Raw genomic sequence first — 11,899 nt, 5'->3', positions numbered from 1 at the left:
CCGGCCTGCGGCACCACCCGGGAGGGTGAGGACCGACGTCCTCTGCTGGAGGGGTCGATCGCGGGTGACGTAGTCCTTCCGTACGGACGGGCGGCACGGAAGCCGAGCGCCGTGGATCCGGGAGGAGGGCGTGTGCCGACGACGTCCGCGACCGCAGGACCGCTGGTGTCACCGGAGGTCGTCTCGTCGATCTTCTACGGGGCCGCGGTGAGCGACACGCTCGTGCTGCTCGTCGTGGAGCTGGTCTCCGGGACGCCGCGCATCGCCTGGGGCAACGAGGGCGCCACGCAGCTGCTGGGCTACGGGCTGGACGACCTGCGGTCGCTGCCGGTCTCCTCGCTCGTGCCGACGCTCCGCGGCGGCGGGATCAGGCTGCTGCTGCGCCGCGAGCGCAGCGTGCGCATGACGCTGGCGGTGCGCACCGCCAGCGGCGCCCCGGTCGAGGCGGTGGTGCTGTGCACGCCGATGCCCGGCGGCCGGATGTGGACGCTGCGACTGGTCCCCGCCGACGACGAGTCCGAGCGGGCCCTGCGGGCAACCGCCGACGCCCACGAGCAGCGCTTCGCCACGCTGACCGAGCGCTCCCCGGTGCCCACGCTGCTCTCCGAGCAGGGCATGCGCCTGGCGCACGTCAACGACGCGTTCTGCAGCCTGGTCGGGCTGCGGGCCGAGCAGCTGCTGGGCACCGGGTGGATGGCCACGGTGCACCCCGACGACCTCGACCGGGTCATCGAGCAGGTCGTCGCCGTCCTCGGCGGGGGCGAGGGGGAGACCAAGGCGCGGGTGGTCCGCACCGACGGCACCGAGCGGACGACGGTCATCCGCTTCTCCCAGCTGTTCACCCCGGGCGTCGGCGCGGGCTTCGTCGGCACGATCGAGGACATCACCGACCGGCTGGCCTTCGAGGCCCGGATGGAGCACCAGGCCCACCACGACCCGCTCACCGGGTTGCCCAACCGCACCCTGCTCGACCGGCACGTGGCCGAGCGCTTCCGCCCCGGCGGCAGCGGGCTGACCTGCCTGTTCCTCGACCTGGACGACTTCGAGGTCGTCAACGACTCCCTCGGTCACGCCGCCGGGGACGAGCTGCTCGTGGAGGTCGCCACCCGGCTGCGCGCCACGGTGCGCCCCGGTGACCTCGTGGCCCGCTTCGGTGGCGACGAGTTCGTCGTCGTGTGCGAGGACGTCGACGAGGACGACGCGGTGACCCTGGCCGAGCGGATCTGCGCCGCGCTGGCCTCGCCGGTGCGCCTGGGCGGGGTCGACGTCCGTCCGCACGCGAGTGTCGGCGTGACCGTGCAGACCGCTGAGCACGGCGCGCCCGAGGACCTCATCCGCGACTGCGACATCGCGGTGTACCAGGCCAAGGCCGGCGGCAGGAGCCGGATCACCGTGGTCGACCAGCGGGCCCGCGCCGAGGCGCGCGACAAGCTGCGGCTGGTCGCCGAGTTGCGCGAGGCCATCGAGCGGCGGGAGATCACGCTCCTCTACCAGCCGATCTTCAGCACCACCGACGGCTTCCCGGTGGCCGTGGAGGCGCTGGCCCGCTGGCACCACCGGCTGCGCGGCCCCGTCAGTCCGGGCGTGTTCGTCGCACTCGCCGAGGAGAGCGGACTGATCGGCGGCCTGGGCCTGCTGGTGCTCGAGGAGACCTGCCGGCAGCTGGCCGGGTGGGACCGCGTGCTGGGCCGGGCGGCCCCGCAGCGGGCCAACGTGAACGTGTCGGCGCTGCAGCTCGACGAGCACCTGCACGGCCACGTCGTCGCCGCGCTGGAGCGGCACGGGCTGCACCCCTCGCGGCTGTCGATCGAGATCACCGAGTCGGCGCTGATGAAGGACCCGTCGTCGGCGCGCGAGGTGCTCGTGCAGCTGCGCGAGCTCGGTGTCTCGCTGGCCATCGACGACTTCGGCACCGGCTACTCGTCGCTGGCGTACCTCCGGCACCTGCCGGTCGACGTCCTCAAGGTGGACCGCTCGTTCGTCGCGGAGCTGGCCGACGGGCACGCCGAGATGGCCTCCGCGGTCATCGCGCTGGCGCGCAGCCTGGACCTGGAGACCGTCGCCGAGGGCGTGGAGACGCCAGCGCAGGCCGCGCAGCTCGCCGAGCTGGGCGCGGGCTTCCTGCAGGGCTTCTCCCTGGCCCGGCCGATGACCGGCCACCGCACCGCCGCCTGGTACGCGGTGCACGCCCGATGACCGTCACCCCTCTGCGCCCCGGAGCAGCCGCGCCCAGGACCTTGGCCGCCGTGCCGTCCTTCGACCTCGAGGCGGTGCTGGCCAGCATCGAGACGATGGCCGCGCAGAAGCCGGTCGCCGCGCAGATCGTGTCGATCGCCGACTCCGACGACACCGACGCGCGCATCCTCGCCCGGGTCCTCGGCTCCGACGTCGCCCTGGCCGGCCGCGTCATGAAGATGGCCAACTCCGCCTACTTCGGCATGCGCGGGCGGGTCACCTCGCTGCAGTTCGCCGTCACCGTCGTCGGCTTCCCCACCGTGCGCACCATGGCCACCGTCGCGCTGACCGACCTCGACGACGAGTCCCGCCTGCCCGAGGACTTCTGGCGGACGAGCACCAGCGTCGCGCTGGCGGCGTCCACGCTGGCGTCGCGGTTCGGCGAGCGCCCACAGGACGCGCTGTGCCTGGGCCTGCTGGCGCCGCTGGGCGTCGCGCTGCTGCACCACAACGACGTCGAGGGCTATGCCGACCTGGCGGCGGCCGAGCCGACCGCCGCCGGGCTCCGCGCCGCCGAGGTGCGCCGCTACGGCATCCACGCCTTCCGGCTGACCGCGGTGGCGCTCGAGCAGTGGGGCTTCCCGCCGAGCATGGTCACCCCGCTGTGTGCGGTGGGCGATCTCGGCGACGGGGACGGCGCGCTGCTGCGGGCGGCGCTGGAGGTCGCGGCCCGGCTGACGGTCGAGGACCACGTGCCCGTGCCGGTCGAGGAGCTCACCGGTGGGCAGCTGCAGGAGGACGCCGTCGTCCCGGTGCTCGACCGCGTTCGCGCCGAGGCCGGCGAGCTGCGGATGGCGATGCTGGGGGAGTGACGGCTCACCCGCCCCGACCCTCGCCGAGCAGTGGGCGGAGGTGCTGGTGCACCCAGGAGGCGAGGGTGGTCGGTGTCGTGGTGAGCACGGTCCGCGGGTCCTCGGGGACGAAGTCGTCGCGGATCCCGCTCGACATGCCGACGAAGCCCTCGACCTGCGCGTCGGTCATGCCCGTCGACCGCAGCTCCGCGCGCAGCTCCTCGTCGCTGATGCGGACCGCCGTCACCGGCCGGCCGGCGGAGGCGCTGACGACCTCGGCCACCTGCAGCGGGGTGAGGTCCTCGGGGCCGTGGACGGCCTGCACTCGGCGACCGGACCAGGCCGTGGACAGCAGGCAGGCCGCCGCGACGTCGCCGACGTCCCGGGGGTCGACCCACGGCAGCGGCCGGTCGAGCGGCATGGTGGTGGTCAGCGTCCCCTGCCGCAGCCCCGCCAGGTTCCCGAGGAGGTTGGTGGCGAAGTACCCGCAGCGCAGGTGCAGGACCGTGGCACCCGTGGCGTCCAGCTGCGTCTCCACCCGGGCGAGCCCGTCGATCATCCCGACACCGGTCCGCTTCTCGGCCCCCACGCTGCTCTGGAAGACCGTGCGGGGGATCCGGTTCTCGGTGACCGCCCGCGCGGCCACGGCGCCCAGCCGTGCGGAGGCGGCGACCGGGTCGTCCTCGCCCGTCGGCGGGTCGACCCAGTAGAGGGCGTCGGCTCCCCTCGTCGCCCGGACGACCGCGTCGCCGTCCCGCTGGTCGGCGACCACCAGCTCGCACCGGTCCCGCACGTCCGGGTCCAGACGGTCGGGGTGGCGGAGCAGGAGGACCGGCGTGGCGCCTGCCTGGAGCAGGAGCCGGACCACGCGTGACCCGACGTTCCCGGTGGGTGTGGTGACGACGATCCGCACGGCAGGTCTCCTCGGCTCGGGGACCCGATCCCACCACCGGCCACCGACAGACCGTCCGGCGATCGGTCTGAGCCGGGACGACCGCGGCCGGCGCCCCGAGGGGACGCCGGCCGCGATGCGGGAACCCGGGAGGGAGTCCTCCCTCAGCCGGTGTAGGGCGCACCCAGCGGGTCGACGGTCTCGTGGCCGGTCACGTCCGCAGCCAGGCGGGACAGCGCCCAGTCGCCGTCGCCGAGGACGTGGTCGATGGCGGTGAGCCGGCTCGTGTGGTGGCCGATGGTGTACTCGGCGGTCACGCCGATCCCGCCGTGCAGCTGGATGGCCTCCTTGCCGATGTGCCGGCCGGCGCGGCTGGTCTGCAGCCGGGCGCGGTCGGCTGCGGTGACGACGTCCCCGCCGGCGTCGGCGACCATCGACGCCCACAGCGCGGTGCTGCGGGCCAGCTCGAGCGAGACGTACATGTCCGCGGCGCGGAAGGTGAGCGCCTGGAACCGGTTGAGCGTCACGCCGAACTGCTTGCGGGTCTTGAGGTACTCGGCGGTGGTGCGCAGCGCCGTGTCCATGGAGCCGATGGCCTCGTGGGCGTAGGCGATGCGCGCCTCGGCGAGCACCCGCTCGATCTGCGCGGTCCGGTCCGCAGCGTCCTCGCCGAGCAGCTCGGCCGGGGTGCCCTCCAAGCGGACGTTGGCCGCGCGGCCGCCGTCGTGGGTGCGGTAGCCGGTGCGGGTCAGGCCCGCGGCGTCGCCGCGGACGACGAACAGCGCCGTCCCGCCGGGGGCCCCGTCCCCGGTCAGCAGAGCCGACACGACGAGGACGTCGGCCCGCGCCCCGTTGAGGACCGGCTCCTTGACGCCGGTGAGCGTCCAGGAGTCGCCGTCCCGCGTGGCGGTGACGGCTCCGGCCGACGGGCTCCAGCGGGTGCCGGGCTCGGCGTGCGCGACGGCGGCCAGCGTCGTCCCCTCGGCGATGCCGGCCAGGATCTCGCCCTTCTGGGCGTCGCTGCCCGCGGCGGCGACCAGACCGCCGGCGAGCACCACCGCCTCGACGTAGGGCTCGGGTGCGAGCACCCGACCGATCTCCTCGGCGACGATGGCCACCTCGATCGGCCCGGCGCCCATGCCGCCGTGCTCCTCGGCGAAGGGCAGCCCCAGCAGGCCCATCTCGGCCAGCCGCGACCAGGTCTTCTCGTCGTAGCCCGGGTCGCTCGCGGTCACCCGGCGGCGCTGCTCGCTGTCGCCGTAGGCGCGGTCCAGCAGACCGCGCACGGCCTCCCGGAGGTCGTTCTGCTCGCTGTCGAAGGTGAAGTCCACGGTTTGCCTCAGAGCCCCAGGATCGTGCCGGCGATGATGGTGCGCTGCACCTCGTTGGAGCCTCCGTAGATGGAGACCTTGCGGTAGTTGAGGTACTCCGGCGTGGCCACGCGGGACCAGTCCGGGACCTCGGAACCGCCGTCGGCGAACGAGGACAGCGAGAGCGGGCCGGCGATGTCGACCACCAGCTCCGTGGCGGCCTGCTGCAGCTCGGAGCCGCGGAGCTTGAGCACCGACGAGGCCGGGTGCGGCTTGCCGTCGGCCGAGTGCGCGGCCACGCGCAGCGCGGTGAGCTCCAGCGCGAGGAGCTCGTTCTCCACCTCGGCGATGCGGCTGGCCATGCGCGGGTCCTCGGTCAGCGGGCGACCGCCCACGGTGACCTCCTGCGCGTACGCCTTGGCCTGTGCCAGCAGCCGCTTGGTGCTGCCGACCCGCGCGATGCCCACCCGCTCGTTGCCGAGCAGGAACTTGGCGTAGTCCCAGCCGCGGTTCTCCTCGCCGATCAGGTTCTCGGCCGGCACGCGGACGTCCTCGAAGAAGACCTCGTTGACCTCGTAGCTGCCGTCGATCAGCTCGATCGGCCGCAGCGTGACGCCGGGGGTGTCCATCGGGAAGACCAGCAGCGAGATGCCGCGCTGCTTCTTCTCCGCGGTCGGGTCGGTGCGGACCAGGCAGAAGATCCAGTCGGCGTGCTGGCCCAGCGTCGTCCACGTCTTCTGGCCGTTGACGACCCAGTCGTCGCCGTCGCGGACGGCGGTGGTGCGCAGGCTGGCCAGGTCGGAGCCGGCGTCGGGCTCGGAGAAGCCCTGGCACCACCAGATGTCGAGGTTCGCCGTCTGGGCCAGGAACCGCTCCTTCTGCTCCTGGTTCCCGAAGGCCGCGATCACCGGGCCGATCATGCTGGCGTTGAAGGCCAGCGGTTCCGGCACGCAGGCCAGCTGCATCTCCTCGCGCCAGATGTGCCGCTGCAGCGGCGTCCAGTCCCTGCCGCCCCACTCCACGGGCCAGTGCGGTACGGCGAGCCCGGCGGCGTTCAGGATCCGCTGGGTCCGGACGTACTGCTCCTTCGTGACGTGCCGGCGGGCCGCGACGGTGTCGCGGATCTCCTGGGGCACCTGGGTGGTGAAGAACGTCCGCATCTCCTCCCGGAAGGCCTCCAGCTCCGGGGACAGTTGCAACCGCATCGGGCCTCATCTCCTGACGGCGACCGTGCCGTCTCGCAGGGTGGGAGACCGACGATCCCACACTTCCTACCGACGGGTAGCACCGGTGGGTACGGCGTGGCGGACCGCCTCCCGGGATCGCCGCCCACCGTCCGCCCCGAGGCGGCCGGGACGGGGCGGCCCGGGCCCCGGGCGGTCACCCACCGCCTCGGGCCGCAGCTCAGGCCTGCGCCACGGAGGCCCAGAGGGAGCAGTTCGACTCGGCGGCGACGTCCACCGGTCCGACGCTGCCGGCGGAGGCGAGGTCGAGGCCCTGCACGTCCCCGCCGTCGCGGTAGCGGTGCCACCCGGGGGCACCGCGGCCGTTCGGGTCGCCGGTCGCCGCGAAGGTGGTCCAGTAGCGGACCATCGTCGCCGACAGCTCCTGCTGCTCCGCCGTCAGCGGGGCGCCGAACAGGCCCGGGAACAGGTACGGCAGCTCCGTGCCGTGCTGGGCGTCCTCCGGGTAGCCCGGGAACGGGAAGTCGACCAGCGGGGGCGCCGTCCGGTCGCGGAACTGGTAGGCGTACACCCGGGTCGGCCCCCGGGCCGACGACAGGGCCTCGTGGGCGTCGACGTGCGCGCAGGTCGCCAGGGCGTTCCCGGCATCGCTGTCCACCACGGCCAGGGCCCGCAGCGGCGAGGGGTAGGCGTCGGCCGGGTAGCGGGCGAGGACCTCACCCGCCCGGTCGCCGTGGCGCGCGGCCAGCTCCGCCTCGTACTCCTCCGCGGTGAGGGTCGCGGACGGCGGGGCGCCGGTCGAGACCAGGGGCTCGAGCGGGGTGAACAGCGTGGTCTCGTCGCGGGTGTTGCCGTGCACCACCGGCACCCGCGCGTGCTCGCCCGCGGCGATGGCGTCCGCCGGCTGGACCGGCAGGGCCGAACCGCCGACGACGAAGGCGCCGCCGGGCCAGGCGCGGAGCAGCGCCTCGACGTCGGCGTCCCGCAGGCAGGCGGCCACGTCGGTCCTCCCGGCGCAGCCGACCGCGGCGGCGACCCGGTCGCCCGTGGCCTCGGCGGTGGCCAGGTCGTCGTAGCGCTCGGTGCAGCTGTAGCTCTGCGCGATCGCGCGGTCGAACAGCCCTCGCGCGCTCGGTGAGGCGAGCTGGACGCAGACGGAGGAGCCGCCGGCGGACTCGCCGAACACCGTCACGGTGTCCGGGTCGCCGCCGAAGGCGGCGATGTTGCGCTCCACCCAGCGCAGGGCGGCCTGCTGGTCGAGCAGCGCGGCGCTGCCAGAGGCGACGTCGCCGTTCTGCGCGGACAGGTCCCGCTGCGCCAGGAAGCCCAGCGGACCGAGCCGGTAGTTGACGGTCACGACGACCACGTCGCCATCGACGGCGAGCGTGCTCGCGTCGTACTGCGAGCCGGCGCCGGTGAGCCACGCGCCGCCGTGGACCCACACCATGACGGGCAGCTCCCCGCGCCGGCCCTCCGGACCGGCCGGTGTCGTGACGTTCAGGGACAGGCAGTCCTCGTCCGCCGACCCGGTCGGGTTGAACTCGTCCTGCAGCTGGGGGCAGGGGCTGCCCGGCTCGGTCGCGTCGCGGACGCCGCCCCACGGCTCGACCGGCGCCGGCGGCCGGAACCGGAGGTCGCCGACCGGCGGGGCGGCGTACGGGATGCCCTGGAAGAGGCGGGAGCCCTCCTCCACGGTGCCCCGCACGGCACCGTCCTCGGTGGGCACGACGAGCGGGGGCTCGCCGCCGGCAGCGGCTCCGGGTGCGGCGAGGACCGGCCCGCCACCGGCCACGAGGGCGGCACCGAGACCGAGGGAGAGGAGAGCCCGGGCGAGCGGCCGGGGGAGGGAGGGTCGCACGGGACCTCCAGGGACGCGTCGGCCCGCCGCGCGACCGTGAGCCGAGTCACGGCGGTCGTGCGGAGGGTAGGGGACCGACGATCGGTCGGGGTGCCGGAGACGCGCGCTCGTCCATCGGGAGCCGGTTCCCGCGCGTGTCGGGAGGGTCGTGCGGGAACGCTCCGGAGCGTGTTCGACGTCGACTGGATGGGGCAGCTCAGCCGTGAGGTGCTGCGGGAGCGGCTGCCGGCGCTGATCGCCGAGACCTGCGCGTGGACCGTCGGGATGTCCGACCGGCCGCACCACGAGCGGCGCCGCGGCCGGCTGGGCGGGACCGGCGGCACGATCGGCGACCGCATCGCCCGCGGGCAGGCGCTGTCCGGCGAGGAGGACGGCCGGCTCGACCTCGGCGATGCCCGGCCGGGCAGCTTCCGCGACGCGCTGAACGCGGTGGACGCCACCGGGGTCCTCTACGCCGACCGGTTCGACCGCGAGGTGCTCGAGCCGTTCGTGCTGGCCACCTGCGTGCTGGCCGCCGAGCGGGCGCGGGCCACCCGGCGGGCGGAGTGGGCCGAGCTGCTCGACGACCTCGGGGAGGACGGCCGCGACCTGGTGGGCGTGGTCCGGGCGGGGGAGTGGGAGACGCCGCTGCGCACGGAGGCCGAGCACCTGGTGCTGGCCGCGCTGGCCGACGTCCCGCTGCTGGAGGTCGAGGTCGAGGGGCTGCCGCTGTCGCTCGTGCGGGCGGCCGAGGCGATGACCCGGGAGGCCGCCGCCCCGCCGCCGGCCGCGCCGCAGGGGGAGGACCCCGCCGCGTCGGGCGCGGTCTTCCTCGCCCGGGCCGCGCTCGCCGAGCTCGACGGGCCGGTGCCCCCGACGCAGGCCGACCGGGTGCTCACCGCGCTGCTGGCCGAGGGCATCGAGCCCGAGGAGCTGCCCGCCGTCCTGCCGCACCTGCCGCTGGCGCCGGGCACCGCGGACGCCGTCCTCACCCTGCTCGACGCCGGCCGCTGACCGCCCCGCCAGGTCTGGACGCATCGCCGGACACCGCCCTCGCGCCGGGGTGCCCCCGTCGGCCACGATGGGCGGGGCGGTGGTCCAGGACCGTGGCGCCCGGGGACGGGGTGCCTGAGGACCGGGGTGCCTGGTGGACGGGGCGCCTGGTGGACGGGGCGCCTGGTGGACGGGGCGCCTGGTGGACGGAGGACGGGATGACGGAACAGCAGCCGGTCGAGCCCGACGCGATCATCGGGAGGGACGGGGCCGCGGTCCCCGGCCCGCGAGGTCGCGGCGTGGCACCGCAGCCGCTCCCCTCACTGATCCCGGCGCTCGCGCGCGTGGCGCTCGCCGGGCCGCTGCTCACCGCCTCGGCGGTCGCGCTCACCGCGGCCGCGGCCGCCAAGGCGGTCGAGGTGGCCGGCCGGGTGGCCCGGCAGCGGATGGGTGCCGATGCGGTGAGGCAGGTGTTCCCCGGCGGCCTCGAGGTCACCTGGACCAGGGTCGAGGTCCGCTGGCACCTCTGACCGTCGCCGCTTCCCGCAGGTCGGCGCGACGGAACTGACCCGGCTGCCCTCCAGCAGCTGCGGCCCCGTCAGACCTCCAGCGGGAGGCCGGTGTAGTTCTCGGCCAGCTCGCGGGCGGCGGCCTCCGACGAGCACACCCGACGCAGCTGGGACAGCTGCAGCTCGGCGTCGAAGTCGTCGCCGGAGCGGTGCAACATCGACGTCATCCACCAGGAGAAGTGGGTGCAGCGCCAGACGCGGGCCAGCGCGCGGTCGGAGTAGGAGTCGACCAGGTCGGTCTCCTTCTCCTGCAGCAGCCGCACCAGCGCCTGCGCGAGCAGGGTGACGTCGGCGACGGCGAGGTTGAGACCCTTGGCGCCGGTCGGCGGGACGATGTGCGCGGCGTCCCCGGCGAGGAACAGCCGGCCCCGGCGCATCGGAGCGCTGACGAACGAGCGCATCGGCAGGATCGACTTCTCCGTCACCGGCCCGCGGTTGACCGACCAGCCCTCCAGCGCCATGCGGGTGTCGAGCGCGTCCCAGATCCGCTCGTCCGACCAGTCCTCGATCCGCTCCGACGGGTCGACCTGCAGGTACAGCCGGGACACCTTCGGCGAGCGCATCGAGTAGAGCGCGAACCCCTCGGGGTGCCAGGCGTAGATCAGCTCGTCGGTCGCGGGCGCGGCGTCGGCCAGGATGCCCAGCCACGCGTAGGGGTAGGTGCGCTCCCACACCCGCCCGCCGGCCTCCTGCACCGCCGCACGGGAGGGGCCGTGGAAGCCGTCGGTGCCGGCGATGACGTCGCACTCGAGCACCTGGGCGACGCCGGACGCGTCGGTGAACCGGATCCGCGGTGCGGTGCCGTCGACGTCCTCGAGCCGGACGTCGGACACCTCGAACAGCAGCGGCGGACCGCCGTCGAGCTGGGTGGCGACGAGGTCCTTGACCACCTCGGTCTGCCCGTAGACCCACACCGTGCGGCCGCACAGCGACGGGAAGTCGAGCGTGTGCCGGGTGCCCGGGTACTGGAGATGGATGCCGGAGTGCTCGAGGCCCTCCCGCTGCAGCCGGTCGCCGACGCCGGCCGCGGTGAGCGTGTCGACGGAGTGCTGCTCGAGGATGCCGGCGCGGATCCGCGCCTCCACGTAGTCCCTCGACCGGTTCTCCAGGACCACGGAGTCGATGCCCCGCAGGGCGAGCAGCCGCGACAGCAGCAGGCCGGCCGGGCCGGCGCCGATGATCCCCACCTGGGTACGCACGGACCGAGTGTGACCGCCGCGACGCCGGGGTGGGAACCGTGCGCTCCCGCTCAGTGGAAGCGCTGCGCCCGCGCCAGCTCCCGCCCGATGCCCCGCGCCGCCACCTCGAGCACCGGGACCAGCCGCAGCAGGTCCCGCCGGTGACTGGGGACGACGACGCCCAGCGCGGCGACGACCGCCGGGCCGGCCGGCCGCTCCACCCGCACCGGGACGGCGACCGACAGGGTGCCCAGCGACATCTCCTCGGCGGTCCGCGCGTATCCGCGGCGGCGTACCTCGGCGAGCTCCCGGCGCAGCCGCCCGGCGTCGACGACGGTGTGCCGCGTCTCCCGCGTCGGCGCGCGCAGCACCGCCTCGGCGACGTCGTCCGGCGCGGCGGCCAGCAGCACCTTGCCGACGCCCGTGGCGTGCAGCGGCAGCCGGCTGCCCACCTGGCTGACCACCGGCACCGACTCCCGGCCGGAGACCCGCTCGACGTAGAGCGCGCAGCGGCCCTCCCGGACGGCGAGGTGCACGGTGTCGCGGGTCGCCGTGTGCACGTCGAGCAGGAACGGCGCGGCGACCTGGCGCAGCTCGAGCTGGACCGGCGCCAGCAGGCCGAGGTCCCACAGCCGGCGGCCGATCTCGTAGCGGCCGTCGGGACGCCGGTGCAGCGCGCCCCAGTCGGTGAGCTCGCCGAGCAGCCGGTGCACGGTGGTCAGCGGCATGGCGGAACGCTCGGCGATCTCCGACAGCGACAGCCTCGGGGCGCCGGTGTCGAAGGCGCCGAGGACAGCGAGCGCGCGGGACGTGACCGATCGCCCGGGTGTCCTGCTCCGACCGGCCATGGCACCTCCCCGCTTCCGTCCACCGGAAGCGAACCCTGGGCAGGGTAGCCCCGCGGCCCTAC

10 protein-coding genes are annotated in these 11,899 nt (G+C 74.9%); 4 read left to right on the top strand and 6 right to left on the bottom strand.

The features are described from left to right. Positions 1-132 precede the first annotated feature (132 nt). Together ACWIX3_RS19635 and ACWIX3_RS19630 are read left to right on the top strand one after the other, a co-directional pair. Positions 133-2,196 carry a putative bifunctional diguanylate cyclase/phosphodiesterase gene (locus tag ACWIX3_RS19635; RefSeq protein WP_448609029.1) on the top strand — a complete coding sequence of 688 codons (2,064 nt, stop codon included), beginning with the start codon at positions 133-135 and terminating at the stop codon, positions 2,194-2,196. Then, positions 2,193-3,047, top strand: coding sequence for an HDOD domain-containing protein (locus tag ACWIX3_RS19630; protein ID WP_448609028.1), 855 nt, complete (start codon positions 2,193-2,195; stop codon positions 3,045-3,047). Before ACWIX3_RS19635 ends, ACWIX3_RS19630 begins: the two co-directional genes overlap by 4 nt. 4 nt (positions 3,048-3,051) lie before the next feature. Here ACWIX3_RS19630 and ACWIX3_RS19625 read toward each other — a convergent pair whose 3' ends face one another. From ACWIX3_RS19625 to ACWIX3_RS19610, 4 genes are all read right to left on the bottom strand, one after another. Beyond that, on the bottom strand, positions 3,052-3,939 hold the full coding sequence (locus ACWIX3_RS19625; protein WP_448609027.1) for an NmrA family NAD(P)-binding protein: 888 nt from the start codon (positions 3,937-3,939) through the stop codon (positions 3,052-3,054). 143 nt (positions 3,940-4,082) lie between these two features. Then, the gene (locus ACWIX3_RS19620) at positions 4,083-5,249 is read right to left on the bottom strand and encodes an acyl-CoA dehydrogenase family protein (RefSeq protein WP_448609026.1); all 1,167 of its coding nucleotides are present in this window, start codon (positions 5,247-5,249) and stop codon (positions 4,083-4,085) included. Between the two features lie 8 nt (positions 5,250-5,257). Continuing rightward, complete coding sequence (locus tag ACWIX3_RS19615) at positions 5,258-6,433, bottom strand: acyl-CoA dehydrogenase family protein (RefSeq protein WP_448609025.1); 1,176 nt, start codon at positions 6,431-6,433, stop codon at positions 5,258-5,260. 199 nt (positions 6,434-6,632) lie between these two features. Beyond that, the gene (locus ACWIX3_RS19610; RefSeq protein WP_448609024.1) at positions 6,633-8,270 is read right to left on the bottom strand and encodes a carboxylesterase/lipase family protein; all 1,638 of its coding nucleotides are present in this window, start codon (positions 8,268-8,270) and stop codon (positions 6,633-6,635) included. A gap of 168 nt (positions 8,271-8,438) precedes the next feature. Here ACWIX3_RS19610 and ACWIX3_RS19605 point away from each other — a divergent pair, with 168 nt between their 5' ends. Beyond that, positions 8,439-9,263, top strand: a complete 825-nt coding sequence (locus tag ACWIX3_RS19605; protein ID WP_448609023.1) for a hypothetical protein — start codon at positions 8,439-8,441, stop codon at positions 9,261-9,263. A 197-nt stretch (positions 9,264-9,460) separates the two neighbouring features. Beyond that, the gene (locus tag ACWIX3_RS19600) at positions 9,461-9,772 is read left to right on the top strand and encodes a hypothetical protein (protein ID WP_448609022.1); all 312 of its coding nucleotides are present in this window, start codon (positions 9,461-9,463) and stop codon (positions 9,770-9,772) included. A gap of 68 nt (positions 9,773-9,840) precedes the next feature. On the opposite strand, the gene ACWIX3_RS19595 is transcribed toward ACWIX3_RS19600, so the two are convergent. Continuing rightward, entirely contained in the window at positions 9,841-11,010 is a 1,170-nt protein-coding gene (locus tag ACWIX3_RS19595) for a 4-hydroxybenzoate 3-monooxygenase (RefSeq protein WP_448609021.1), read from the bottom strand. A 50-nt stretch (positions 11,011-11,060) separates the two neighbouring features. Beyond that, positions 11,061-11,837: an IclR family transcriptional regulator gene (locus tag ACWIX3_RS19590; protein ID WP_448609020.1), complete on the bottom strand. Its 777-nt coding sequence runs from the start codon at positions 11,835-11,837 to the stop codon at positions 11,061-11,063. Positions 11,838-11,899: the final 62 nt, after the last annotated feature.

It is taken from the genome of Geodermatophilus sp. URMC 60 (genome assembly GCF_053502585.1).
Note: the sequence above shows the minus strand (reverse complement) of the source record. Positions and strands in the feature narration are given on the sequence as shown.